At 35.7% G+C, this 26,741-nt stretch carries 24 protein-coding genes and 2 rRNA genes; 12 read left to right on the plus strand and 14 right to left on the minus strand.

The features are described from left to right. Position 1 precedes the first annotated feature (1 nt). The 5 genes from WD055_01380 to WD055_01400 form a co-directional block, all read right to left on the minus strand. Positions 2–412 (minus strand): DUF2177 family protein, encoded by a 411-nt coding sequence (locus tag WD055_01380; protein MEX0848858.1) that lies wholly within the window; start codon positions 410–412, stop codon positions 2–4. Between the two features lie 77 nt (positions 413–489). After that, positions 490–1,815 carry a UDP-N-acetylglucosamine 1-carboxyvinyltransferase gene (gene murA, locus WD055_01385; GenBank protein MEX0848859.1) on the minus strand — a complete coding sequence of 442 codons (1,326 nt, stop codon included), beginning with the start codon at positions 1,813–1,815 and terminating at the stop codon, positions 490–492. A 20-nt stretch (positions 1,816–1,835) separates the two neighbouring features. Further along, complete coding sequence (locus tag WD055_01390; GenBank protein ID MEX0848860.1) at positions 1,836–4,001, minus strand: hypothetical protein; 2,166 nt, start codon at positions 3,999–4,001, stop codon at positions 1,836–1,838. Positions 4,002–4,122: 121 nt separating this feature from the next. Beyond that, a complete protein-coding gene (locus WD055_01395; GenBank protein ID MEX0848861.1) occupies positions 4,123–5,145 on the minus strand; it encodes a hypothetical protein in 1,023 nt (340 codons plus the stop codon). A gap of 26 nt (positions 5,146–5,171) precedes the next feature. After that, positions 5,172–5,933, minus strand: coding sequence for a pseudouridine synthase (locus WD055_01400; protein MEX0848862.1), 762 nt, complete (start codon positions 5,931–5,933; stop codon positions 5,172–5,174). A gap of 102 nt (positions 5,934–6,035) precedes the next feature. On the opposite strand from WD055_01400, the gene WD055_01405 reads away from it, so the two are divergent. From WD055_01405 to radA, 7 genes are all read left to right on the plus strand, one after another. Continuing rightward, positions 6,036–6,773 carry a hypothetical protein gene (locus WD055_01405; GenBank protein ID MEX0848863.1) on the plus strand — a complete coding sequence of 246 codons (738 nt, stop codon included), beginning with the start codon at positions 6,036–6,038 and terminating at the stop codon, positions 6,771–6,773. 90 nt (positions 6,774–6,863) lie between these two features. Beyond that, on the plus strand, positions 6,864–7,655 hold the full coding sequence (locus tag WD055_01410) for a mechanosensitive ion channel family protein (protein MEX0848864.1): 792 nt from the start codon (positions 6,864–6,866) through the stop codon (positions 7,653–7,655). Positions 7,656–7,738: 83 nt separating this feature from the next. Continuing rightward, a complete protein-coding gene (gene ppsA, locus WD055_01415) occupies positions 7,739–10,192 on the plus strand; it encodes a phosphoenolpyruvate synthase (GenBank protein MEX0848865.1) in 2,454 nt (817 codons plus the stop codon). Positions 10,193–10,322: 130 nt separating this feature from the next. Further along, positions 10,323–10,694 carry a hypothetical protein gene (locus tag WD055_01420; protein ID MEX0848866.1) on the plus strand — a complete coding sequence of 124 codons (372 nt, stop codon included), beginning with the start codon at positions 10,323–10,325 and terminating at the stop codon, positions 10,692–10,694. 476 nt (positions 10,695–11,170) lie between these two features. Further along, positions 11,171–11,794, plus strand: a complete 624-nt coding sequence (locus tag WD055_01425) for a hypothetical protein (protein MEX0848867.1) — start codon at positions 11,171–11,173, stop codon at positions 11,792–11,794. Between the two features lie 97 nt (positions 11,795–11,891). After that, positions 11,892–12,491, plus strand: a complete 600-nt coding sequence (locus tag WD055_01430; protein ID MEX0848868.1) for a thymidine kinase — start codon at positions 11,892–11,894, stop codon at positions 12,489–12,491. Between the two features lie 6 nt (positions 12,492–12,497). Further along, on the plus strand, positions 12,498–13,844 hold the full coding sequence (gene radA, locus WD055_01435) for a DNA repair protein RadA (protein MEX0848869.1): 1,347 nt from the start codon (positions 12,498–12,500) through the stop codon (positions 13,842–13,844). Here the strand turns inward: radA and WD055_01440 are convergent. After that, entirely contained in the window at positions 13,841–14,104 is a 264-nt protein-coding gene (locus WD055_01440; protein ID MEX0848870.1) for a hypothetical protein, read from the minus strand. The two genes, radA and WD055_01440, sit on opposite strands and share 4 nt — an antisense overlap. A gap of 168 nt (positions 14,105–14,272) precedes the next feature. Here WD055_01440 and WD055_01445 point away from each other — a divergent pair, with 168 nt between their 5' ends. Further along, entirely contained in the window at positions 14,273–15,091 is an 819-nt protein-coding gene (locus WD055_01445; protein MEX0848871.1) for an inositol oxygenase family protein, read from the plus strand. 1 nt (position 15,092) lies between these two features. Here the strand turns inward: WD055_01445 and WD055_01450 are convergent, their stop codons facing one another. From WD055_01450 to WD055_01460, 3 genes are all read right to left on the minus strand, one after another. After that, entirely contained in the window at positions 15,093–16,262 is a 1,170-nt protein-coding gene (locus WD055_01450; GenBank protein MEX0848872.1) for a cation:dicarboxylase symporter family transporter, read from the minus strand. Positions 16,263–16,445: 183 nt separating this feature from the next. Next, positions 16,446–16,979, minus strand: a complete 534-nt coding sequence (locus WD055_01455) for a hypothetical protein (protein ID MEX0848873.1) — start codon at positions 16,977–16,979, stop codon at positions 16,446–16,448. A 111-nt stretch (positions 16,980–17,090) separates the two neighbouring features. Beyond that, on the minus strand, positions 17,091–18,254 hold the full coding sequence (locus WD055_01460; GenBank protein MEX0848874.1) for a cation:dicarboxylase symporter family transporter: 1,164 nt from the start codon (positions 18,252–18,254) through the stop codon (positions 17,091–17,093). 118 nt (positions 18,255–18,372) lie between these two features. On the opposite strand from WD055_01460, the gene WD055_01465 reads away from it, so the two are divergent. The 4 genes from WD055_01465 to WD055_01480 all read left to right on the plus strand — a co-directional run bounded on the left by WD055_01465 (position 18,373) and on the right by WD055_01480 (position 23,856). Further along, positions 18,373–21,741 carry a type II CAAX endopeptidase family protein gene (locus tag WD055_01465; GenBank protein MEX0848875.1) on the plus strand — a complete coding sequence of 1,123 codons (3,369 nt, stop codon included), beginning with the start codon at positions 18,373–18,375 and terminating at the stop codon, positions 21,739–21,741. Beyond that, positions 21,734–22,156: a J domain-containing protein gene (locus tag WD055_01470; GenBank protein ID MEX0848876.1), complete on the plus strand. Its 423-nt coding sequence runs from the start codon at positions 21,734–21,736 to the stop codon at positions 22,154–22,156. Before WD055_01465 ends, WD055_01470 begins: the two co-directional genes overlap by 8 nt. A 111-nt stretch (positions 22,157–22,267) precedes the next feature. Next, positions 22,268–23,059, plus strand: coding sequence for an NTP transferase domain-containing protein (locus tag WD055_01475; protein ID MEX0848877.1), 792 nt, complete (start codon positions 22,268–22,270; stop codon positions 23,057–23,059). A gap of 11 nt (positions 23,060–23,070) precedes the next feature. Then, positions 23,071–23,856, plus strand: coding sequence for an NTP transferase domain-containing protein (locus WD055_01480; protein ID MEX0848878.1), 786 nt, complete (start codon positions 23,071–23,073; stop codon positions 23,854–23,856). A 72-nt stretch (positions 23,857–23,928) separates the two neighbouring features. Here the strand turns inward: WD055_01480 and WD055_01485 are convergent, their stop codons facing one another. From WD055_01485 to WD055_01505, 5 genes are all read right to left on the minus strand, one after another. Beyond that, positions 23,929–24,390: a hypothetical protein gene (locus tag WD055_01485; GenBank protein MEX0848879.1), complete on the minus strand. Its 462-nt coding sequence runs from the start codon at positions 24,388–24,390 to the stop codon at positions 23,929–23,931. Positions 24,391–24,497: 107 nt separating this feature from the next. Then, entirely contained in the window at positions 24,498–25,082 is a 585-nt protein-coding gene (locus WD055_01490; GenBank protein MEX0848880.1) for a hypothetical protein, read from the minus strand. A 39-nt stretch (positions 25,083–25,121) separates the two neighbouring features. Next, complete coding sequence (locus WD055_01495) at positions 25,122–25,718, minus strand: hypothetical protein (protein MEX0848881.1); 597 nt, start codon at positions 25,716–25,718, stop codon at positions 25,122–25,124. A 187-nt stretch (positions 25,719–25,905) separates the two neighbouring features. Then, positions 25,906–26,020: ribosomal RNA gene (gene rrf / locus WD055_01500) — 5S ribosomal RNA — on the minus strand. A 91-nt stretch (positions 26,021–26,111) separates the two neighbouring features. After that, positions 26,112–26,741 (minus strand): 23S ribosomal RNA (locus WD055_01505); the annotation flags it as partial.

Below are 26,741 nucleotides of genomic sequence, written 5' to 3' on the forward strand. Positions count from 1 at the left end.
GCTAAATATTTTTATAAAGCAACCACATGCATACTGCAAGCATCGCATTGACAAAAGCTCCCCAAGCAATATCCAGCATCGTGACTGAAAGAGGCCAACCTTTGAGCAAACTGTAGTTGGTAAGGTCGTAAACGGCATATAATACTAATCCAAATAAAGCTCCATACCATAGAGCATGCATAAAGCTTTTGTCTTTTATAATCGGTAAGACAAAAACATAAGAACCCAATACAATGAAAAACCATACTAATAACGCCGCCCACCAAACAACATTATATCTGCCGTCAGAATAGCGTAACAACGGACTTAACTTCTCAACATATTGATCACGAGCTAAATACCCTATCCATACAAGATCCATAACAACAAAAAATATCCACGAAATAAACAAAATCAATACAGACTTCAACATACTGCACACCTCATACATGAAAGTTATTATTTTCATCTGAGTATACACAACACCTTCTCTGACATGTCTAGAAATAACTATTGTTTTTTTTCAAAAAATCTTTGAGGTTCTTGCAGAGATACCATTTGATGCTGTCCTAATTCAATCAGTGCTCCCAAAAATTGCAGCTTGCTTTCCAATGCATCATATGCACGTTGCCAATGATGGACTCCAGTCATAACAGTATTGCCTTGCGCAACCAATCCTGCCAACACTAATGCACATGAAGCACGAATATCAGGAGCAATTACCGGACAACCATATAGTTGCTCAACGCCGGTTATCATTACCTTTTGATCATGCAACACTTTTATTTCAGCACCCATTTTTTGCAATTCGCGCACATGCATTAACCTATTTTCAAATACCGTTTCTTCAACAATACTTACTCCATCAGCAACAACTTGCGCTGCCATCATTGGAGCCTGAAGATCGGTAGGAAACTGTGGATACGGACCGGTTTTGAAAGAGACCGCTTTCGGTTCTTTAGTTGCACGTAAACTAACGCCAATATCATTGGCACCAATTTGAATATGATGCCCCATCTGACTTAATTTTTGTAAAAAAACTTCCATTGCAAATGCAGGGGCTTGCGGAATGTCAATGGTCCCGCCCGTTATTGCAGCAGCCAAAAGTAAAGCTCCTGCTTCCAAACGATCATTAATAACCGTATGCTCAATTGAACGCAGCTCAATTCCCCCCTCAATTTCAATAGTCGCGGGAGCAGTAACTTGAATCTGTGCACCCATTTTTTGCAACACTTTTATCAAATCCAAAACTTCCGGCTCAAGTGCAGCATTTATAATTTTCGTTTTGCCTTGCACACATGTCGCAAGCATCATCACATTTTCTGTTGCACCAACAGAAGGATAATCTAATACGATTTTCTGTGGTGTTGTACTACCAATTGACGTATTTAATGTTTCACCACACTCTGAAATTACAACTCCCATTTTTTCAAAGTTACTCAAATGCAAATCAATTGGGCGAGAACCAATAGTGCATCCACCGGGCAATGCAATATTAGCTTTGCCAAAACGTGCAAGTAGCGGGCCCATAACTAAAATTGATGCACGCATTTTCTTCATAATAGCATGCTCAACATCCCAACAATTAAGTTCTGAAGTATCAACATACAACGTTTGCATTTGGGCTACATATTTGACTTGTGCGCCAAGTTGTTGCAAAAGAATAATCATGTTACGTACATCTGTAGAAAATGGCACATTGGACAAAATTGACTCACCTTTGGTTAAAATTAATGATGCCATAATAACCAATACGGCATTTTTGGCACCGGTAAGCTCAACTTGCCCATTAAGCGGCGGCGATTTTTCAATAACAAGTTGCGTGTACTGTTTCATGTAATCCTTTTTAGTAACTTTTATTCTTTGCTATAGGCATATTTTTTTTGTCTCATAAAGTGCTCTACTACATCTTTTGGCCATACAGCATCAACATCTACTACTTTATCATTTGATTTGACTGGATAATAATGAGGATACAACGACGCAATAACAACTAAATCACCAGCAACAGCTTTATCATTCCGTTGTAAAATATCTCGATGCTCAGGATTACGCATAGTTATACCATACTTTTTCATCATCACAGTAAGCGCTTGACCATCACCAGTTGATTTTATACGTTGCACTTCTTGTGCTAATGCAACTATATTTTTTTTAACTTGTTCTACGTCATCAATTTCAAATCCTAAAACTTGATAGGTTTCTCCTTCGACCTCAACATTTTCTTTAAGTAATTGTAAACCACCACCATCAAGAAGAAAATTCAGTATTGTTGTATTTGCTTGGGCATGTGCTCCTCGAATCTCATTACTTTTTTTTGATTGAGAAAGCAATCTACTTAAGCCGGTCCATACCATACCTTTGATGAGCTCTTTGATTAAGCGCTCTTTACCTATCTTTTCAGGCCAATCCTTGTATAATCCGGCTTGAGCAAGTTCGTCAAAATTAAATACACTGGTGTACAAAGAAATAATTTCTGCTCGTAACTCTTCTAAACTTTGCCCATACTTTCCCAATAGCTCGTTATTGTTTATACTGGTAACATCAATGGTATCGCCAATGTTATATGCTTTATTTCCTATAACAAGTTTATCTCCATCACGAAATGTATGCTTATGCAAACGGCCACTGCCATGTCCTAATGTTTCATGCAGTATACATCCAAGGTTCCAAATATCATCACCTAATTTACCTTCAGGATCATGCTCTTTTAGCCACTCAACCTGCTTTGGAAGACTAAACAAAGCACGAGCTAATGCAGGGTTAGTTAATTGCTTTAATCCTTTTTCTGAGTGATAAATAATTTGCTTTGAACCATGTTGCGTTCGTAATTCATCATAGTTTGGCAAGCAATACGCTGCAAGAATCTCTAAAGGCCCTAATTCGCCTGTTGCAAATAAAGCGATATTAATAGATGCATTAGGTATTGCTGAAAGATCATCCAAGCTCTTCCTTTTGTATTCATCTGGAAAAGGTAACTTTCCTTCTAAAGATGGCAATAATGCATTAAGCATCTTCATATCAATTGTCTTTGCAGTGACTTCTGCTTGAAATCCACCTCTGTATTGTTTTGGATCAAGATATACTTCAATCCAACCAAAATTATAGTCAAGCTTATTATGTGTTTTTATCCATTCAACTGAATGCTGTTTAAATAGCTCTTCATCACCTGTTTTCAAAAATTGTATTAAGTAGTCTAAACTACGCTCAGTATGTATATCAAACAACTGCGGATAATGCCGCACATGCTCATATGCTTTTTGTAACCAATGCACAGCAACCTCTAACTCTTGGGAGCATCTTCCGCCAACTTTATACACATTAACATGTGGACAACGCTCATCATCTACATATGCAACGTCAAAATAAGCATTGATTTGAGAACGTTTATCTTCAGGCAAAGATACGAAATCCTGCTCAGTGAAATCTGGATGATATATATTTATAGCACTTTCAGCAATATCACCATCTACACAAAGAGTTTTCTCAACTTCATTATCAAATATCGAACTCAGCAAATGATTAATTGATTTATTGCTTCCAATAACGGAAATCACTTTCTGTAAGTTTTCAGGTGTTATGAGTTGACATTTTAAATCTAATGGAGTTCTTTTTTGTTCATATTCATCATGTAAAAAATACTGGCCATGATTTGTCCACAAGTAAACGAGATAGGTAATAACCTCATTGGTAAAATCTTCAACAGAAAAATCTAATTGACACTCCATTTTTTTGAGCTGTTCACGCTGCTCTAAAATAGATTCAAAGAGGTCCATAATTTCAACTGCATGGCGATGTATTTGGTGTGAACACAGGTAATGTCCAGGTAAACTTGCACGATAAAGATAATATAAAAAAATACGCTCTTCAGGATGTAATGTATTGAAAATTTCATCAATTCCAGATTTATATTGCACGGCAATTTCATGAAATGTTTGCAATCCTTTTGGAGGCGGACTTAATTTTGCTTGTATTGATAATACCATCAATACAAACAAGAAATATCGATACATTATTTTCATTCAATTCTCCACACTTATTTAGATTATTTGAAATGAAAATAAGTCTATCGTTTTTTTTAAAAATGTATAAAAAGAGAAAAAACAAGGGATTCATTATCACACAAATTTCAAAAATACCTTTCTACAAAATAGAGCAAGAGCGGTAATAGAGAGAAGCTCCTACTAATGCTGTTGATGCAGCTGCACTTACATATCCAATTGTTTCATGATTTTGTTCTTGAGTTAGCAGATCTTCATATGTTTTGCGTAATGCTTTAGGATCTGGTTGATACTGCTGTTTTTCTTCAGATGTAAGCTTTTCTCCTGCTAAGTCTAATTGAGTCCTAAGAATTTTTTTAACAAGCTCTTTTTTTTCCGGATGTCGATCACATATCGAAATATGATCATAACCCTCAAAAGGTACAAAATACACATTATTATTACCATGACTACGTAAACCATAATAAAGTGCCTGTGCATCCTTAAATGAAAGTTGTTGATCCTTTTTAGAATGCATAATGATAATCGGTACATCACTGCAAATATCAGCTATGGATTTAATGGGTTGCTTTCCAGCAGGCCAATAACGAGGATAAACTGCTTTTGCAGCATATGGTACTACATAACGTGATCCTGGAGCACTTTCAACACTGTTCCATCCCATAAGGGGACCGGTTACTGTATGCATAATTGCACTATTTCCACTTGCCAATACTGCCTCAAGAATAATCGCTTTAATTTTTGATTGCTCAGCGGCGCTTAACATAGCACAATAATTTAATGTGGTTGCAGTACCTTGAGAGGTTGCATGAATTATAACATTATCTTTTTGATCAATAGCACTTTTTAAATGCTTTATACATACGCTTTGACCTAAGTCTGGGCTATTAATCGACCCCAAAGGAGTGGTCACTTGTTCAACGATATCAGGTGATACGCCAAGTATCTGTGCCACATACTGTCTACTACTTCCCAAGCCATTCTGACCAGGAACCGCACAAACAGTGTACCCTGTTAAATCAAGAGTGCTTTCTCGTAGTTGACTACTGTAATCAAAATCAAGAGTATAGTTCTTGCTCAAGCAACTTTGATCATCCGCACTATAGGCAATCGAAACATATAAAGTGAGGGATATAAATAACAGGGAAAGTTTAATATATGGCATAAAAGCCTCCTTAATAGTGAATAACATCATAGTTTATATTTTTTCAACCGTTCAATCTCCTTTTTAGTAAGACGTCGTGATTCGCCACGAGCGAGCCCACGCTTTGTAATCCCACCAAAAGAAATCCGCTCCAGTTTTTCGACAATCAAACCCATATGCTCAAACATACGACGAACAATACGATTTCTACCACTATGTAATGTAACACGAATCTTGTTCTTCTTTGGACCCGGAATAAGGTAAAGATCATCGACCGCAATAACACCGTCCTCTAAACGAATACCTTTTTTAAGTTGATCTAATGCTTCAGGATAAATATCTTTATGCAATGTTACTTCATACATTTTTGGGATACGACTTGAAGGATGTGCCATTTTTTGTGCAAAATAACCGTCATTTGTTAAAATCAATACACCGGTTGTATTAATATCTAACCTGCCAACCGGATAGATACGTTGCTTTTGTGGCAATTTAATAAGATCCACAACAGCTGTTCTACCTTTTTCATCAGCTACCGTTGTCACTACCCCTTTTGGCTTATTCATCAATACATAAATAGGCTCTTCTTTTTGAATCAATCTATTTTTCACTTTTACTGAATGATCTGAAGTAACCTTAAAACCGGGCTCTCTTACTACCTTACCACTCACTTTTACATGACCATCTTTGATTAATTCAACCGCATTACGCCGTGAACAAACACCTGCTTGAGCAATATATTTATTCAATGGCATATGGTTTTCATCTTTTTCTGGTTCAACAGCTTTTTTCAGTTTTTTATGTGTCATCGCTCATTTTGCCTTTATTAATTTACAATATCATCTATTTTAGTATATCATTAATCAACAAAAATGGCATTTTTCCATAATGTTTTTATAGGAGAACAGTACATGAAAGAAATATTAACCATTATATTCATATGGCTTAATCCTATCACTATATATGCAGCCGCACAGGTATTTCCAATAATTCCAGATAGCCAATTAACCATTGAACATTTCATATTCAAAGTTGGTATTAAACCGGAAAAAATCCTCGAATCTCAAATCGCCACCTATCAAGATCTCAATGAACTACCCACAATTATAAAAAATACGCAAGCATATATAACAAAAGCTACAACAGCAATATTTACTCAACTACCCAAAAATGATACCGAATTTGAACAATCACTACATCTATTCATTGTTACACAAGCACTCAACAGAATACTACTCCAAGGATTCAGGCCTGAATCAGCTCTTTTTGAAATGCGTCAACAAGATACCTATAAACGTTATATAGAGTTACACAAAACAAAAGGCAGCTCTGATAAAATAACAACATTAGCCATTTGGTTAAAGGCGTTTAAAAAAAAACAAAAAAACAAAGAAATTCCACATAATAAGAAAGAACTAATCAAAGCTATAGATCAAAAATTCAGACCATTGAATCAACAAATAGAATCAAACCCCAAAGCAATAAAAAAACTGATAGAGGAAAAACGTAAAAAGTTTATTTCTTCACTAAACTCAGGCCAGATGGCATTAAACAGCCTCAGTAAAAATTTTGAACTATCTGAACAACCAATGGTGAGTTTTTTTGAACGACAAAAAGCGCAACTTACTGAGCAGTGTATCTTACAGTGACAAACTTTCTTATCCACTAAATATTGATAAATATAGCATATCAAGTATGCTCAAAAATATCTAAACTTATGAAAACCTTAAGGAACAACAATGCAATACCCCCAAATTCGTCCTGAATATATTCAATATGCTATCCGCTTTGGTAAAATAGCTTTCATTATACTTCTTGGTTTGAGCGGCATTCATATCTTACGTAAAATAATCAAAAAACATCTCCTAAAACTATACCCCGATGCATTGCGTGTAAATGTCATTGTACGGTTAATCTCATACTTTTTATTTTTCTTAGTTGCCACAATTGCACTGCAAGAGATTGGCATTGATATGACTGCACTAATTGGAGCTGCCGGCGTTGTCGGTGTTGCAATCGGTTTTGCTGCACAAACAAGTGTTGCCAATATTATCAGTGGCCTATTTTTAACTCTAGAGCACCCATTTGAACTAAATGACACCATCATTATCAATACTATTGAAGGTCAAATCAAGGCGGTCAATCTATTTGCAGTTACTATTCGTACATCCGATAACAAAATCGTACGCATACCAAACGAACAAGTACTCAAAAGTAACATCTATAATATAACCAAAAACAAAAATCGTCGCTTTGAAAGCAATATTAATTTAGCACCTGAAGCAAGCATTCAACAAGCAATCGGAGTTATTAAAGAACTCGCTACTCAAAAAGATTATCTATTAAATGAGCTCGCACCATTTATTGCAATTAAAGAAGTAGCAGGAAATTATAGCCGCTTATTTATTGGAGTCTGGACTACACAAAAAAATTGGGAGACTACTCGTGCTCATTTTTTATCTGATTTAAAAATGGCATTAGCTAAAAATGATATTCAACTCGCAATATCACCAATCATTTGCAAATCATAGCTTCATCTTTACATTGTTTACATTTGGGAGTATTTCTTAAATGAGTAATAATTCCTATTTTCAATGTAAAAAAAAGGTGATTTATGCAAGCAAAAAACATACTATTTTTTGTATTGGTATATTCAGTTACCATAATACAAGCACAACATGAATTTAATTTCATCAAACCATTTAATCAAATCGGTTTAGATGACATCATGTCAGTCGGGGGTAAAAACGCCTCACTAGGACAAATGATAAGTCACTTATCAAAGCAAGGCATTCGTATTCCAAATGGGTTTGCAATTACCGCTGATGCTTATTGGCATTTCCTGCAAGAAAACAAACTAGATAAAGTCATCAAGCAACTTATTAAGCAATGCACCCATGCAGACTTACATTCGGTTGCCAATAAAATTCGTACGATGATTATCAATGCAAAAGTTCCTTCATTGTTAGCACACGAAATTACTGATGCCTATCGAAATTTATGCGCCATGTATGGCAATGAACAGCTCGATGTTGCAGTCCGTTCATCAGGTACAGCTGAAGATTTGCCCAATGCATCATTTGCAGGTCAACAAGACACCTATTTAAATGTTCGTGGCACCGATGCTATTTTGCATAACTATAAAAAATGCATTGCATCATTGTTCAATGAGCGTGCAATTTTATATCGTATCGAGCAAGGATTCGATTCATTCGATGTTGCACTATCAGTTGGCGTACAAAAAATGGTTCGTTCTGATTTAGCTTGTTCAGGAGTAGCTTTTTCACTTGATACCGAAAGCGGTTTTGCTGAAACAATCACCATAAATGGCTCATACGGCCTTGGTGAAATGATAGTACAAGGCACCGTAACACCAGATGAATTTCGCGTATACAAACCAACACTCAAACAAAAATTTAATGCAATCATTAACAAAACACTCGGCAATAAAACTATTCAAATGATTTATGAAGGCACAAATAAAGGGGTCAAAGAGATTGAAGTCCCTGAACTTGACCAAAAATTATTCTGTTTAACTGATAATGAAATTTTATATTTAGCTGAAATGATCTGTAAAATTGAAGAACATTATTCACAACTGTATGACCACTGGACACCCATGGATATTGAATGGGCAAAGGATGGCATTGACGGCAATATATATATTGTACAAGCTCGCCCGGAAACCGTTCATGCACAGCGCAAACAAAATGGTAACGTGCTCACTACCTACCGTTTAAATCCCGATAAAAAACTCAAAAGCATTGCTTCAGGCCAAAGCGTTGGACAACATATTGTTTCCGGCATTGCTCATGTTATTGATGATATTGATCAAGCTAATTTATTAAAAGAAGGCGAAATTTTGGTCACCTCTATGACCGATCCTGATTGGGTTCCTGCAATGAAAAAAGCTGGTGGAATTATTACCAATCATGGAGGCCGTACCTGCCATGCAGCAATTGTTAGCCGTGAACTCGGCGTCCCTGCTCTTGTTGGCACCGGCAATGCAACACAAAAAATCCATACCGGAGACCTCATCACTCTTGACTGCTCACAAGGCCATGTTGGATTAGTATATGCAGGTGCAATACCATTCCAAAAAGAAGAAATCTATTTAGAGACATTACCCGAACTACCGGTTAAAGTTATGGTCAATATTGCAGAGCCAAGTAATGCTTTTAACACCGCAATGTTACCCGTTGCCGGTGTTGGATTAGCGCGGGTTGAATTTATTATAAATAATGCAATCAAAGCACACCCTATGGCTTTTATTCATCCTGAACGCATTAATGACCCAAAAGTAATTCAAGAAATTAATAGTTTATCTGCTGCCTATGACAACCCAACAGAGTTCTTTATCAGCTCATTAGCACAGGGAGTGGCCACCATCGCAGCTGCGTTTTATCCGCGCCCGGTTATTGTGCGCATGTCAGATTTTAAATCAAATGAATATGGTCATTTATTAGGTGGTTCATCTTTTGAACCTGAAGAAGAAAATCCTATGATTGGATTCCGTGGAGCATCACGTTATTATGATCCGGCATATCAAGAAGCATTTGGCCTTGAATGCCAAGCAATGAAACGAGTGCGTAACGATATGGGATTAACCAACGTAAAACTTATGCTTCCATTTGTCCGTACATTAAAAGAGGCTGAAAAAACAATTGCCGTCATGGAACAGCACGGGCTCAAACGTGGTCAAGATGATCTTGAACTTATTATGATGTGTGAAATTCCATCGAATGTAATATGCATTGATGAATTTTGTAATTATTTCGATGGATTTTCTATAGGCTCAAATGATCTGACTCAACTTACCTTAGGTGTTGATCGTGATTCGGCCATGTTACTACATCTTTTTGATGAACGTGATTTGGCAGTAAAACGTATGCTCAAAATGGCGATTGAAGGTGCATTGCGTAACAATAAATATATTGGCATTTGCGGACAAGGTCCATCTGATCACCCCGAAATTGCGCAATTTTTAACTGAATGCGGCATACATAGCCTGTCATTAAATGCTGATACGGTGATGCCTTTTATCATGCGGCATATAAAAAATACATAACAGAAAGTACTCAATACAATAAAAAATCAATGATATATTAATAAGCTTTTCATTTGCATATGCTGACACTATACTGAATTAAAATTTTACAATGCTGGCAAATAGCGTTTATACAAAAAAAGGAATGTATATGAAAAGCTTATATATCTGTCTGACAATTTCATGTAGTTTATATGCAAGCGATAAAGAAGGTGCACCCAAACGCCTTACACATGCAGATGGTGGCATTTTGTTAGCCTATGATATGGCTCTTGGACAGTTACAGCTTCTGAATCTAGGCAAAAAGAACGAACACGCCACACAAGAGCTAAAAAAACTTATTCACTCTATAGTGGATATAAATGCAACAACATGCAAAGCAACCTTTGCGACACTGCGTCAGCAACAACAAGCAATTGCAAAATTACAAGAACAAAACAATCAATTAAGCAATCGAGTAGAAGAGCTTACCCAAAAAGAGAAAAATCCTCATGCACGACTAAAAAATAACAGTAATGTATAAACGAGAGCATGATGAAACTATATCCGAAAGCACCGTTGGGAAAATTATTCCCAAATTTATAAAAAAGGGTAAGGTATGAAGATCCAGAGTTTATGGCGAACTTTGAGGAAGCCTGCTACAAAGCTAATATCCCGTTGTTTGTTCTGCCACCACGTCGACCTGAACTCAATAGAACTGTCAAAAAGGGCAACGGAACCGCTAAATACGAATTTTATGCACAATATAATGCACATCCAACTCTACACATACTGCAAAAAAACTCCATGAATTTTGTTCATTTCTACGACTCAGTGCGGCCTCATCAAGGCATAGGGCTTTTGACTCCTAAGCAATTTTATGAGGTAATGATTATGAGGCCCTAAAGTCTCATATGTATTGAACCAGGCCAACCAGTTGCGTTATATCCTACTGCGAGTACAATTAAAGATAATAACATAAAGTTTTTTATTTAATTCTCTCCTGAAAAGGAAAAAACAATGATTTTTTACAAAAAAAGACAATTCTTATTAATGCTCATTTTCGCATTTGTGTCGAGTGCAACACCCATACAAGCCGATAGTGTAGTCAAACAGAACAGAAGCTTTTCTGAGCGTCTTGTTGGCTCAATAAAACAATGCATCACCTGGCCCTATAAAACATTTAAGAACAATTTACCATCTAAGCGATTTAAAAATGCTGCTAAAAAAGCTAATGAAAGATTTCAAGATGAGCTTCGCGTCAGAATTCATGAAGGTTCTGAACAAATAGATGAAGTTGTTGTAAAATTGGGAGATACACTTGAAAAAAACATTACCCAGCTGAAAGATACAGCGCAAGAAACTATCGCAGCCCTCTCACTGAATTTAGACCAAACGATCGCTCAGCATTATCTACAACTTAAAGAAACTGGCATTATCGGATCTGCTCTCATGGTTAAAACAATCTGCTTGAGTGCATGTGCAACTGCTGGTGCTCTATTACTCTATAAAAATTTAAATAATTTCACTGGCAAAAAATCAATCTTTCTTGTTGCTGTAGGTGCAGGTATGCTTGGAGGATCTGGAGCAATTGCTGAGCAAACCTTGAGAGCAAAAAGTCCAACCGAAAAATCAATGAGTTAATGCTTTAGATTTTGGCAAATATCATATTTTACCGTATGCTTATACATAGGAATAACAACTTAATAGCATCTCAATTCAAGAATGGTAAAAGATTATTATGAAAAAAAGTAAAGGATCTCTCGAAGTAATTTGCGGGCCTATGTTTTCCGGTAAGTCGGAAGAACTTATTCGACGTTTACGGCGTGCAAACATTGCCAAACAAAAAGTTGCGGTATTCAAACCACAACTTGATACACGACGCGGCGTCGATCGGATTACCTCACATAATGGTGCAGCAATTGAAGCACAACCGATCGAAAATGTTCAAGATATCATTGAGCATGTTGCACAACAAAATATTCAAGTGATTGGCATTGATGAAGTGCAGTTTTTCCCTCAGGAAATTATCAACATTATTTGTAAACTGGTCGAGCATAAAAAACGAGTTATTGTCGGTGGTTTAGATTTAGATTTTCGTGGCATTCCCTTTGGTCCAATTCCAATATTACTCGCCATTGCAGATGACATTACTAAGTTACGTTCAATCTGCACGATTTGTTGTAATGATGCACATTTTACCCAACGATTAGTTAATAGTAAGCCGGCAAAATTTAATGATCCTGTAATTCAAATTGGAGCTGAAGAAGCATATCAAGCACGTTGCCGTGAATGTTATATCATTGATAAAAGACCAACGTTTGAGCAACCAAGCTGTTAAAGAGTTATGGCAAAACAAAAAACCACTTTTAACTGTACTAACTGTACTTATAAAACGCCCAAATGGGTTGGTTGCTGTCCTGAATGCAAACAATGGAACAGTTTTGAAGAAATCACAACTAGTCCGTTAGGTGCAAAAAAAAGAACCTCTGAAGCATCCGCACAACTGGTAAAACTAAATAGTGTTGAAACCGAAACCAAACCTCGACTTTTGAGTGGCATCAAAGAGTGGGATCGTGTTGTTGGTGGTGGCATTATGCCAAGCTCACTCATCATCTTAACCGGTGATCCCGGTATTGGTAAATCTACACTTTTACTGCAAATCACCAATAAACTGGCAGAAAACTATTTAGTTTATTATTTTTCAACTGAAGAATCATTACAACAGGTAAAACAACGAGCTCAACGTTTGCAATGCACAAGTGAATCACTTCTGTTTTCTGATCAAGCAAACCTCGAATCGATTATCAATACCTCACAAGAACATAAACCTGATGTAGTGATTATTGATTCAATTCAAAACTGTTATTTAAGCCAAACACAAACAATTCCCGGCAGCGTTGGTCAACTGCGTGAATCAGCATTTCATTTAATGCGCCTGGCAAAAGAGCATGATATCACGGTGATCGTTACCGGGCATATCACTAAAGAGGGAACTATGGCGGGACCAAAAACATTAGAGCATATGGTTGACGCGGTGTTTTACTTACAAGGCGAAGACCGCTGGCAGACACGTGTACTACGTTCAGTAAAAAATCGTTTTGGTACTATCAATGAATTAGGTTTTTTCCAGATGGGTGAACATGGCCTTGAGGAAGTACCGAACATCAATCAACAACTCATCGCCGAAATCAGTTATTCTCCCGGTTCAGTTTTGGTCAGTTTTATTGAAGGTTCAAAACCTATTTTGCTTGAACTACAGGCATTAACTATTGAATCAAAACTTGCAATTGCACAACGAGTGGTATCCGGCGTTGATCATAAACAGGTTGTTCTCATTGCTGCAATCTTACAAAAATACCTACATATCAAACTGAGCTCACAAGACATCTTCTTTAAAGTAAGTGGCGGATTTAAGGTAAAAAGCAGTTCAACCGATCTTGGCATTGCTTTGGCTCTATTATCAAGTTATTTCCAACAACCACTACCTGAAAAATCAATTGCTCTGGGTGAAATAAGTTTAACCGGACAGATCAAGCCGATCAATCAAATTGGCGCATACGTACATGAGGCAGAAAAATTCGGTATTGAAACGGTACTCGTTGCAAAAAATCAACAAGTCGAAAGTTCATCATGCACGATTAAACATTTCACTAATGTGTATGAGCTATTAAATCTATTTGAAGATATTTAAACCGCTTTCCATGTATAATTACGGTATTCAATAGCACCATAATAGTGATGTGCCCAATACTCACTTAACCAAATAGAACCGACAATACGACGATTTGCATATTTATTGATCATCTCTTGTACTTTACGCTCAGCATATTGATAACAGGTTTCATGCGTTTTTGGCGTGATTATATACTCTTTTTCAGTAATTGTTGGTTGCCATCTTGCCCGCACAATCCCAAAACTGACCAATAACATAAGAAAAAAAAGCTTCTTCATGATTAGATCCTCCATTTTTATCAGTTTACTTTATTGAGCAATACCAAAACAAGATATGATTTAATATCTGCTTATCATAGGTAACTAGAAAATAGTTAAAATCAAGATCTTTACAAAATCAACAAGTTAAAATATCATCATGCATACTTAATCATAAAAAGGAAAACTATGATCAAAAAAGTTTTTTCAGTAATGGCATTCTATACATGTTTAATTTTCGCAGATTTTCGTGATTATCCTGAAGCAAATAATAATCCTATCGCACAATTCTATTATGAAAACCATACCCAACAGACGTTAAATTTTGTTTTACAAAAAAAACAACAATATGTTGGATCATACCGTAAACAAATGAGTGTTTGGCAAGCATTGGAACAGTTAAATCAATTAGTCGATGAAAGCGATCCCGATCTCAATTTACCGCAAATACAGCATGCATTGCAAACAGCTGAGGCCATACGCAAAGATGGTCAACCTGAATGGTTTGTAATAACCGGACTAATTCATGATTTGGGCAAAATATTATGCGCATTTGACGAACCACAATGGGCAGTGGTCGGCGACACCTTTCCAGTTGGTTGCGCTTATACAAAAGATATTGTTTACCATGCATTTTTCAATGATAACCCTGATATACTCATCAAAGAATATCAAACTAAATATGGCATCTACAAGCCTAATTGCGGTCTTGAGCATGTACATATGTCCTGGGGGCATGATGAATATCTGTATCATGTAGTCAAAAATTATCTACCCCCTCAAGCTGCTTATGTTATCCGCTATCATTCATTTTATGCGCAGCATCAGCACAATGCTTATGATCATTTACTCAACGAGTATGATCGGCAGATGTTTGCATGGGTAAAAAAGTTCCAAACATATGATCTCTATTCCAAAGACCGCACACATCAAATTGATATTGAAAAAGTAAAACCCTACTATCAAACACTAATAGCAGAGTTTTTTCCTGATCAAATAGATTGGTAAATCAAACTACACGTAATTTTTTAAGTACTTTATTAACTATAATAACCAACGCTCCATCGCCCATAACATTAGCCGCAGTACCAAATGGATCAAGTAATAAATAAAGTGCAGTAATGATACTCACCATCTGTTCATTAAAACCAAGCTGAGATATCAAGATAGGAATCATCACAATGATTCCCCCACCGGGAATACCCGAAACTGCCAGCATTGCCGTACAAAAGAAAAAGACAAATTTTATATATGAAATTGGATCTGGAAACGTACCTAAAAATAAAGAAACGGTAACCATTGCCAAGAGCGGTGTGCTGATACTATCACCAACTAAATGAATATTAGCCATGATCGGCATAGAAATTTCAGCTAATGGCTTATTGTTCATATTTTTTTCAGCACATTCTACTGAAACCGGAATAGTGGTTGTGCTGGACATAGTACTGAAAGCAGTTAAATAACTTGGCAGCGCATTTTGTATATATTTAATCATTTTCTTTGTTGATCCACTAGCTGCAAGGAAGTAATATGCCAGTAAAAAAACTACTTGCACTGATAGAATCACAATGAATGCTTTGCCATAATGAGAAAACAGGCTCGCAAAAATGCCCCGATAATGTATCTCAAGTAAAAATCCAAAGACATACAACGGGAGCAAAGGAATGAAATAATAATTCAAAAAATTTTCAACCGCATCTTTGAATATTCTTATTCCTCTTTCCAGCTTTGGTATACGCACAAATGATAATGCTATACCAATAACAATAGCAATCAATAATGCATTTTCTGAAGTGATTAACGTAGGAAAATCAAATTGATAATAAGGCTCAACACCACTTGCAATCTGAAAGCCATCAATTGATATACCTTGAACAACAAAAGGCACTACTGCTACCCCAACGAGATAGGTCAACAAAGCAATAACACTATTTGATACAAAAATACTTGCAACCAAAACCGCCAACACTAACGGTGCATTCCGTTTAAATGATAAAATACCGGTCAATACAAATGAAAAAATAATAAGTGGCAAAAACAGACTCAAAACCGATTTGAAAAGCAAACTAAATGTATAGAAAAAACGCACCGATGACTCATTAAAAAAATCACCACATAAAAATACAAATGCGATGATTGCAATAAGCTGAAATGGCAATGAAAACTTCTTTAAAAACATGTTTAATCCTTAATTTATACGTGTGTGCATTTAAACGCTTTTGTATTAAGTTACACGTAATTCAAGGTATATACAAAAAATATTTACTTGGCATCATGAAAACATTATGTTTTTTTTCTACACAATTAAAGATATTAAGAAACGCAATAAGAGCATACGGAACTTGAGCAGACAGCAAATATTTCAGTCTGATCTACTTTGAAAATTCCAATCAGAAAACTTAATTGAACGGCGTAGATATTTCCCCACTTCTTGATTCGTGATCACAACAACTTCATGGCCAAATCGTTTGTCCAAATGGCGTGCAAGCTTGACCTCTTCAGCTCGCTTTGAGTTTAAATCATTAAAGTGAGAAGAGTCACGTGCATATTTATTTTTTAAATTCATCAAAAACTTATACACATTACCTGAAGGATCATAAACAACAAAAGTCCCTGATTCAAAAACATGACCTTCTTTTCGAGCAATATAATATAAATATAGTACCAAAGCACGTACAAGTTCATCATTTGTTATATCTTTAAATTGAGCTTTTTTTCTATGACTTGCAATCTCAGAACTATCTGAAATTAACGCTTGAAAAAATTGACGACCAAGGTCTGCTAAACCTGCAAGCTGTTCGGGAGAATATTCATTTGCTACAGCACATTGAGTTAAAATAAATGAAAAAGCACTCAAAACTATCAATAGCAGATTTTTTTCTGAAGACCCATCCATTTCCCTCTATTTAACTTTAAATATTACAAAAACATGCATATATTTTCATAATATCAATTATGGTTAAATAAAAGCAATAATATTAAGGATTAGAAAAAACAAGTTACCTATTTAAGCTAATTTAAGCTTTTTGAGTAATTTATTAACAATGATAATCAATGCTCCATCACCCATCACGTTAGTACCCGCACTGGATGCATCCATCAAAAGATACAGAGTGGTTAATACACTAATCATAATAGGAGAGAAATGAAAATAGGAATCCAATAAGGGCATCATAACAATAAGCCCTGCACCTGGAATGCCTGTAACTGCGAACATTGAAGTACAAAAATAGAAAACAAAAGTTAAATAAGTTAATGGATCTGGCACAATTGCTTTAAACAATATTAAGGTTGCCAATGATAGAATGGGAATATTTATCCCTGCGCCCATTAAATGAATGTTTGCTAGTAACGGAACTGACATTTCAGCCAATGGACGATTACCAGTATTTTTTTCTGCACATTCAACCGTTACCGGAATAGTTGCAGTACTAGAAATAGTAGAAACCGCAGTGATATAACTAGGTAATGCTATTTTAAGAGATTCCCATCCTTTTTTGAATGAACATCTTGCAAGTACAAAAAAACTAAAAATAAAAAACATTTGCATACATAAAATCAATACAATTGCATTACCGTAATGACGAAATAACAGTGTTAAAATACCACGATGATTAATTTCCAATAAATAACCAAATACATAAATTGGTAAAAGTGGAATAAAAATACGTAACAATATGATCTCAACTAAAGACTTAATTTTTTCAATGGTATCTTCAACGAAAGCTACACGTTTAATCGAAAATACAATACCACAAATAACACCCAAAACAAGCATTAAAGCAGGACTTACAAGTTGAGGAATTTTAAAATTAATTAATGGATCTAAAGAACTTTCCACTGCTAATGCTTCTGCAGCTGCAGGGCATTGTGCAACGGGTAACGCTAATCTCACAAAAACATAAGACAACGTAGTTATAATAAAGTTTGAGACAAAAATACATGCAAGCAAAATCAGAAGGATTAAAGGGGCACCGCGCTTGAGAGATAAAATACCTGATGCAATAAATGAAAAAATAATAAACGGAAGCAACAAACCAAGAAATTCTTTAAAAATATGGCTCACTGTGAAAAAAAATCGTACAGCAGCCGGAGAAAAATATGAACCAAAAAATGTAACTAATATAATAGCACCAACAAGCTGTAATGGTAATCGTAAAGTACGTAACATATTAAATTCCTACAGTTAAGTTTTGCAATAACTTTATTTATCCAGAATGATACAGTAATCTTTTATTAGATTGAAAATAAACTTTTACTGCAAATTGGTACAAAAAAGGAACATATAAATGAACTCATTTTTTAGAAAACCAGTCTTTTGGATTAGCTTCATTATCATTAGTGCGATAAGTTTTGCTTTTGCGTTCAAATACTTCTCTAAGGCCTTCCCTATAGTTAATATTACCATAACTATGGACAGAGGCCAAGCGATTTCTGAATCTAACGATCTAGCCGAACTATTCGGGTGGGGGCCGCAAGACCCTTCAGTTGCTGTTTCTTTTGACTCTGATTCTAAAGCACAACGCTTTATTGAGCTTGAAGGAGGTGGTCAAGATGCATTTTTGAACATGATGCAACAAAAATGGTATATCCCATACACCTGGAAAGTTCGTCGATTCAAGCAATTCCAAACCAATGAAACAGAAATATATTTCACTCCTGATGGCAAACTATATGGATTTAAAGAAACAATATCGGAAGATAAAGAGCTCAATTCCCTTTCTAAAAAAGGTGCTATTGCATTGGTTATGCAAGCATTAAAAGAGAATTTACAGATTGATTTAACTCCCTATGCCCTCATTGAAGATGCAAAAGACATACAACAAAATGGTCGCATTGATCGTACATTTGTATTTGAACGCACTGATATTACCTTAAATGAAGGACGCTATAGAATAAAAACCAAAGTAAGTGGTGATAAGCTCACCTTGATAAAACAGTTTATTAAAATCCCACAGTCTTTTACTTTTAAATATAGAGAAATGCGCGCAGCAAATGAATCCATCGCATATGCCGCCGGCATCTTTGCATATATCTTTTATTTACTCATTGGCTGTGTTTTTGGTTTATTTATTCTCATGCGTTTAAATTGGGTTATCTGGCAAGCGCCAATTAAATGGGCTTTGCTTATTTCATCATTAAAATTTATCTCTACCCTTAACTCAATGCCGCTTATGTGGATGTATTATAATACTGAAAATAGTATGCAGGGTTTTTTACTCAATATTATCGTACAATCTTTAACCTCATTCTTTATGACTTTCATTACAACATCACTTATATTTATCACCGCAGAAAGTTTAACGCGCCGTGCATTTGGTAGCCATGTTCGCCTATGGAGTAGTTGGGATACCGGCATTGCAAATTCATACACTATTTTAGGCAGAACAATCGGAAGTTATTTGATTATCGGCATTGATATGGCATTTTTAGTCTTATTTTACTTTATAACAACACATTATTTTAATTGGTGGGCACCATTAAGCCAACTTGTAAATCCAAATATTTTAGCAAACTACTTCCCATGGTTATCATCAATAGCCTCATCACTCAGTGCCGGATTTGTCGAAGAGGCACAATTTAGAGCGATTCCACTTGCAGGTGCAGCGCTCATTGGTGACCGATTTGGCAAACGTAAATGGTGGATTTTTGGTGCATTTATTTTGCAAGCAATTGTGTTTGGTGGCGCACACGCAAATTATGCAGCACAACCGGCTTATGCACGCCTAATTGAACTTATTTTCCCATCGTTTCTTTTTGGCTTAATGTATCTACGCTTCGGTTTACTCACATCAGTTATCACCCATTATGCATATGACGTTTTTTGGTTTTCTCTACCTATTTTCTTATCGACAGCGCCACGCATCTGGATAAACCAAACAGCAGTACTATTTTTCACCTTCTTACCATTAGGCATCATATTATATCGTCGTCTACAAGAAGGAAAATGGCAGAAATTAACACCCGATGCCTATAACGGCACTTGGCTTGCCGATAAACCAACAATCACAACTGAAGACGTTATACCAACCGTGAGCAAAAAACTGACCAATCGTAATGCATTACTCATCATTATAGCATCAATATGTGGCCTTGCTGCATGGATATTTGCCACAAAATTCAACTCCAATGCACCACCATTAAAACTCTATCGCAATGATGCGATTGCTATTGCAAAACAATATTTAGAACAACAACAGATTCCAATTGATGGTTTTCAACCATATGCACAAATAAAACCTACTTTCGAAAAACAGGAAAAAGTTGATTTACAACATAAATATATTTGGCAGCAATATCAACAACCTATATACGCTACCCTTCTTGGTTCTTATTTAAATCCACCACATTGGCTTGTGCGCTTTTTAAAATTCAGCGGCAGCCTTGCTGAACGAGGCGAATCATACCAAGCAATTGTTGGAGCAAATACCTTCGATAGAAATACACTATATAACGTTTTAAGCCTACAACACAAAATTCCCGAAAGTATTGCCGGTACACAATTGAATAAAAAAGAGGCTCGCAGTATTGCACAACAAGCATTAGTAGATGACGGTAATAATTTAGATGATCTATATGAAGTATCTGCAACACCTAAACAACTGCCGGACCGTAAAGATTGGGTATTCATTTACGCAAATAAAATTGCAAGCAATACACTCAAAGGTGAAAAACAGATAGTTATTTCCATTACAGGAGACACCGTTACCCATCTGCAGAAAAAAATCCATATGCCTGAAACATGGCAACGCAACGAACGTAAGCAACGGAATACAACACAAGCACTTCAACTATTGTGCCATCTATTAATCCGCATGCTCTTTATTTTTGGCATGTTAATCGCATTGCTTCGTTGGGCAAACAAAAAACTCCATACGAAGACTTTTGTAATGAGTTTACTTTTTTTCACCCTACTGTTTACTATAAAATTGTGTAACAATTGGCCACATTTAATTTCGCAATTCAATACACAAGCTCCATTTGCAAATCAACTGTTCATGACCTTCAGCGTCCTTATGTTGCAATTTTTAATGCGTGCAGCAGTTTTTGCATTTGTATTAAGTTTAATTATAGATTTACCGCAAAGATTTGTTTACAAAAAATGGTTAAGCACCTTATCTATTGGTGTGAGTGCAGGCCTATTGCTCAGTGGGTCATGGGCATTAATAGAGCTGATGCAACCATCAATAGAACCGCTTTGGGGTTTTTATAACACTTTAGGTACCTGGTCAAATGCAATTGGATACACCAATGCACATCTGCTTAAATTTATACAATATACCCTTGCATACTGTTTAGGCATCATAACATTAAACTACATAACTCATCATGGAAAAAAACATTTGGCAATTGCATTTGGATTATGTATCATTGCGAGCTTATGCCTGAATGGCATCGATTCATTAGAAATTATATCATACTGGTTGAGCTCAAGCATATGTTACGGCATTGTCCTCATGTTAATATGGTATATACTTCTTCGATTTTCATTACCGAGTGTACCTTTTGCAATAGCTACTATGTTTAGCCTAAACATTCTACAACAAATGATTTTTGACCTGTTGCCCAACATGTGGATTACTGGCACAATATCTATAGTTTGTATCGTTATAACTGCAGTATTGTTATCCATAAATATGGAAAGGAAACATGCGTAACTTCACATGGGTTTGTATTTTCGTGTTTTATTCAGTTTTACCTGAGGAAGATTATTGGCCTATTTTTTTATGCACAACAGGTTCAACTTCAGATATAAGCTACTATGACATATTAAATACGCATCTGGAGGAACATGCATTAGATGATAAAATAAAAATAGATATGAGCTCAAGCCAAAGAGATTTACGCAAAGTATACTTAAATTTATCACATAAACTACATCCTGATAAAAATTCGCATTCTGATGCTACTAAACAGTTTCAAGATTTGAATGCTATATATGAAACTTTAAGAGATGAAGAAAGCCGTCGCGTTTATGATGCGTCATTACAACCAACTTTATTGAAAAGAGTGCTTTCTTGCTTTCTTTGTAATGTGTCATTATTTACTACATGTGAAAGTAAATTTGATTAATTATACCATAACGAAATCAACACTTTTTTCTTTATTTTATTTTTTTTCATATTCACGCTAAGATAATGCGCATCTATTTAATACATTTTTTATAAAGAAGGAGTTCTTATAATGTACAAAAAATTATTATTATCCATGCTATTGGTTACGCAAGCACAATATACTCTAACTCATATACAAGCTGTAATTTTTGCAGCAGGCAAATCGTCACGATTTGAAAGTAAAACATCAAAACTGCTCACACCATTTAATGGAAAACCTATGATCCTTTATCCAACTCAAGCAGTAGATAATCTGGGCATTCCTATGGTGGTTGTTGTTGGGCATCAACGAGATTTAATGCAGCAAACCTTACTGAATGAAATGCCAAATGCTACTATCGAATTTGCAATCCAAGAAAAACAACTGGGCACCGGCCATGCTTTACGTTGTGCGATTGACAAACTTACCGGTGATGACATTTTGATGCTTTACGGTGATCAACCGTTAATGAAAAGCGAAACCATACAAAAATTAATTGATGCACATGAACAAAAAAATGCCGTAATAACTATTGTCGTTTCTAAACGAACTGAACCGGGAAGTTATGGCCGCATTGTAACTGACAAAAATGGGATCACTAAATGTGTTGAGGCGAAAGATTTTGTGGGTATGGATCCACATAAACATCCACGCGTTAATGCCGGTTATTATTTGATAAAGCGAGACTTTATTGAAAAACATATTGATGAACTTTGGATGCATAAAAATAAACAAGAATATTACATCAACGATTTAATTGAAATTGCAAGCCGTGAGGGGCATAAAATTAACATCATTACGGTACCTTATGAAATGGTTCATGGAGTAAATACAAAAAATGAACTTGTCTTTGCTGAAGCATTAATGAAAAAAACAACTTAAAAGGAATTTTAATGAAATATAAAACGTTAGTATTATTTTTATGCTGTATGACTTTACATATCCAAGCAAGTATACAGGCAATTGTTTTCGCTGCCGGAAAATCAACTCGTTTTGATTCAGATACACCAAAACTTTTAACTCACATTGGCAAACAGGCTATGGTACTTTATCCGGTCAAAGCCGCTGCTCAATTGGATATGCCAATCACTATGGTAATTGGATTTAAAAAAGAGTTGGTTAAACAAGAAATTGTGCAAGCATTACCACAGCATGATATCACATTTACCGTACAAGATAAACAGCTAGGAACAGGACATGCATTGCAATGTACCAAAGAATTTTGGCATGCAGATGATATTTTGATAATGAATGGTGATCACCCACTCACCAATGCAAAACTGTTACAACATTTTATTGATGAACACAAAAAAACAAATGCGCAATTTAGTATTTTAACTGCTCAAGCTGAACCTAACTGTGCATATGGGCGTATTGTTAAAAAAGATGGTGTCACTCGTATTGTCGAAGCAGTAGACTTTAAAAAAAATCCGGAAGATTATCCTCTTGTAAATGCAGGATTTTATTTGATCAGCCGTACATTTTTAGAAGAACATATAGACAAACTTTGGCTACATACCAATAAAAATGAATATTACATTACTGATTTAATTGAAATTGCAAGCAAACATAATGTAGATGTGAATTTGGTTCACGTACCATTTGACTATGTATATGGTGTAAACACACAAGAAGAATTTCTACATGCACAAACATTATTACAAAAACATATACAATAAACTCATAGTTATTTTCAATAAAAAAAACCGTCACAATTGTAACGGTTTTTTTATCTTTTTTTTAAACAATTTCTATGAACGTATACCTTTTGCTTTTCGATATTGTTCGATATCTTCAAGCTCTTGACGGCATAGTTCTTCTCTCTCATCTTGTGTTAATGGAGCTCCTTTAATAAGCTCGTGAACAACCATAGCATACTGTATAAATTTTTCATCACTTATACGACCATCCGGATTTTTAATCGGCATTTTTCCATCAACAATCCATGCATACCATCTTTTTTTATACATTTGCCAGTTTTTCAAAAAACGTCGATCTTTAAGGCCTTCTAATAATTTTTGATAATAATCTAAACGTTTTAACTTATCTTCTTTACTTGTACCACTCCACAATACAAGCAATGCGCTTACCTTACTAACAGCTTGATCTTTTACATTAACAACACGATCCTTGATTGTAACATTTTTTTCCGGTGCAGCTCCATGTAGCAAGCTACTGGTTAACACTAGTAATGCTAATTTCAAATATTGCATGTCATACCCTTTATGTAACATATATGTAATGTTGTTTACGATGTCCTATTTATATGCTTTAGTATAAACGAAAATACACAGATGTATAATGGTATCACAAGATAAAATCAAGTACAGTTAAAAATTTTCAATGGCACTATTTGACCGGATTTATATACTCCAATTTGTTTTATCAAAATTGGATGTAATGCATATATTGTTGTTTGCTTAATCAGTGCAAGAACATCACGTTTAACCGATATTTTTTTGATCATGTCATTTGGTTTAATACGCGCAATAGTTGTATGTGCTCGAAATGGAAATTTATCATCAAACTGAATTCCGGCACGGACAAGTTCTTTACGTACCACTTGTGCCAGTAACGCCAAACCCTCATCATATGCAAACGTTAAAGCAATCGCATTATTATATAATGAAACTTCTCCCAACCATAACAAATGTACCGGCTTTCGTAACATTGCAAAATCTTTCATTGCCTTTTTTACAACTTTTAAAATTTCATTCACATGGATTGTTTCTACTTGCCCAATATAAGCAATGGTGACATGTAAATTTCTTGCAGGCTCAATTTTGTTAGACAACATACATACAAAATATTTTTGCATATTTTCAAACATTTGCAGTTGCTCTGCAATTGGAATAGCGATAAAAATAGTAGGTTTTATACAAAAACTGTTTTCATTTTCTATCATATTACTATTCTAACCACAAGAAAGCTGGCGCCTCAACAATTAAATTAATGCATTTGCAAGTGCCAACAACATCCATCCACCAGTAAATAAAGGCAAGCCGGGTGAATAAACATTACCATCAGATGGAGTTCCTGTTTTGATAAAATCAAAACCACGCTTGCGATATTTCATCTGAAATATCATGCCCGCAATAACACCAATCGCACCAACAAGTGCAATAACTAACTTTAAATAATCAGGACTATAAGGATGCATAACAGAATAAGCAATACTATAGGCTACACACACCCATGCGAACATAAACATAATTAAAAATGCACGCATTAACTTTTCATTTTGTTTATACATTACCATTTGTGATTGACCTGCAGCAATAATGACTAATACAGAACTCACTACGCCGAATAAACCCTTAAGTGTAAAAACAAAACCTGTTGCCGTTCCATTAAGCAATCCAATAGAAAATGCAAACAATAACCAACCACCAAAAAAGAAAAATGATCCCCATTTATTTTCAGTTTTACCATAGTTATCATAATCACCATCTGTCTTTATAACACCGGTAACAACCATAAGTGCACCAATTAATCCAATAAATCCTCTACATACATTCAAAGCAATAACACAATTCATCATTTTTTTGCCCTTTTTCAATATAAAAAACTTTATTTTTTCTTATATTAAAATACATTAATACATAAAAACAATAAAATGTTTAAGCACATGCGGACTTACAAGAGAAAGAAACTCTAAAAAAGAAATTAATAAAAAAATTAAGCAATAAAAAAGCCTCGAAGAATAAACTTCAAGGCTTTTTTATTTAAACTGGCGGTACCTACTTTCCCAGTCCGTCTCCAGACAAGTATCATCGGCGCTGCAGACTTAACTGCCGTATTCGAGATGGGAACGGGTGTTTCCCTACAGCTATCTCCACCAGAAATCTTTTATTTCAACAGAAAAAATCTATAAGTGTGATTTTTGAAATATTTATAGATAAAAGTATATGAAGCGAAAATAATTTTTTTAGACGTAGTTAAAACATTCGATCTATTAGTATTGGTTAGCTCAAGACATTACTGTCCTTACACACCCAACCTATCAACCTCGTAGTCTTCGAGGGATCTTATCTAAATTAAATTAGGGGGTACTTCATCTTAGGTCAAGTTTCCCGCTTAGATGCTTTCAGCGGTTATCTCTTATAAACGTAGCTACCCAGCGCTGCTCTTGGAGAACAACTGGAACACCAGAGGTTTACTCATCCCGGTCCTCTCGTACTAGGGACAACTTCCTTCAAGTACCCTACGCCCACGACGGATAAGAACCGAACTGTCTTACGACGTTCTGAACCCAGCTCGCGTACCACTTTAATTGGCGAACAGCCAAACCCTTGGGACCTTCTTCAGCCCCAGGATGTGATGAGCCGACATCGAGGTGCCAAACCTCCTCGTCGATATGGACTCTTAGAGGAGATCAGCCTGTTATCCCCGGCGTACCTTTTATCCGTTTAGCAATGGCCCTTCCATTTGGAACCACTGGATCACTAAATCCTGCTTTCGCACCTGCTCGACCTGTATGTCTTGCAGTCAAGCTCCCTTCTGCTTTTGCGCTCTACCGACGATTTCTATTCGTCATGAGGGAACCTTTGAACGCCTCCGTTAC

The organism is Candidatus Dependentiae bacterium (assembly GCA_040878395.1).
In the GTDB taxonomy this organism is placed as follows: domain Bacteria; phylum Babelota; class Babeliae; order Babelales; family Vermiphilaceae; genus JAKBEL01.

Coding starts and splice junctions, on each gene's coding strand:
- WD055_01480 (MEX0848878.1), top strand. CDS start 23,071: ATGAAATATAAAACGTTAGTATTATTTTTATGCTGTATGACTTTACAT.
- WD055_01470 (MEX0848876.1), top strand. CDS start 21,734: ATGCGTAACTTCACATGGGTTTGTATTTTCGTGTTTTATTCAGTTTTA.
- WD055_01490 (MEX0848880.1), bottom strand. CDS start 25,082: ATGATAGAAAATGAAAACAGTTTTTGTATAAAACCTACTATTTTTATC.
- radA (MEX0848869.1), top strand. CDS start 12,498: ATGGCAAAACAAAAAACCACTTTTAACTGTACTAACTGTACTTATAAA.
- WD055_01405 (MEX0848863.1), top strand. CDS start 6,036: ATGAAAGAAATATTAACCATTATATTCATATGGCTTAATCCTATCACT.
- WD055_01460 (MEX0848874.1), bottom strand. CDS start 18,254: ATGTTACGTACTTTACGATTACCATTACAGCTTGTTGGTGCTATTATA.
- murA (MEX0848859.1), bottom strand. CDS start 1,815: ATGAAACAGTACACGCAACTTGTTATTGAAAAATCGCCGCCGCTTAAT.
- WD055_01445 (MEX0848871.1), top strand. CDS start 14,273: ATGATCAAAAAAGTTTTTTCAGTAATGGCATTCTATACATGTTTAATT.
- WD055_01465 (MEX0848875.1), top strand. CDS start 18,373: ATGAACTCATTTTTTAGAAAACCAGTCTTTTGGATTAGCTTCATTATC.
- WD055_01430 (MEX0848868.1), top strand. CDS start 11,892: ATGAAAAAAAGTAAAGGATCTCTCGAAGTAATTTGCGGGCCTATGTTT.
- WD055_01380 (MEX0848858.1), bottom strand. CDS start 412: ATGTTGAAGTCTGTATTGATTTTGTTTATTTCGTGGATATTTTTTGTT.
- WD055_01425 (MEX0848867.1), top strand. CDS start 11,171: ATGATTTTTTACAAAAAAAGACAATTCTTATTAATGCTCATTTTCGCA.
- WD055_01450 (MEX0848872.1), bottom strand. CDS start 16,262: ATGTTTTTAAAGAAGTTTTCATTGCCATTTCAGCTTATTGCAATCATC.
- WD055_01395 (MEX0848861.1), bottom strand. CDS start 5,145: ATGCCATATATTAAACTTTCCCTGTTATTTATATCCCTCACTTTATAT.
- WD055_01410 (MEX0848864.1), top strand. CDS start 6,864: ATGCAATACCCCCAAATTCGTCCTGAATATATTCAATATGCTATCCGC.
- WD055_01400 (MEX0848862.1), bottom strand. CDS start 5,933: ATGACACATAAAAAACTGAAAAAAGCTGTTGAACCAGAAAAAGATGAA.
- WD055_01495 (MEX0848881.1), bottom strand. CDS start 25,718: ATGATGAATTGTGTTATTGCTTTGAATGTATGTAGAGGATTTATTGGA.
- WD055_01440 (MEX0848870.1), bottom strand. CDS start 14,104: ATGAAGAAGCTTTTTTTTCTTATGTTATTGGTCAGTTTTGGGATTGTG.
- WD055_01420 (MEX0848866.1), top strand. CDS start 10,323: ATGAAAAGCTTATATATCTGTCTGACAATTTCATGTAGTTTATATGCA.
- WD055_01485 (MEX0848879.1), bottom strand. CDS start 24,390: ATGCAATATTTGAAATTAGCATTACTAGTGTTAACCAGTAGCTTGCTA.
- ppsA (MEX0848865.1), top strand. CDS start 7,739: ATGCAAGCAAAAAACATACTATTTTTTGTATTGGTATATTCAGTTACC.
- WD055_01455 (MEX0848873.1), bottom strand. CDS start 16,979: ATGGATGGGTCTTCAGAAAAAAATCTGCTATTGATAGTTTTGAGTGCT.
- WD055_01475 (MEX0848877.1), top strand. CDS start 22,268: ATGTACAAAAAATTATTATTATCCATGCTATTGGTTACGCAAGCACAA.
- WD055_01390 (MEX0848860.1), bottom strand. CDS start 4,001: ATGAAAATAATGTATCGATATTTCTTGTTTGTATTGATGGTATTATCA.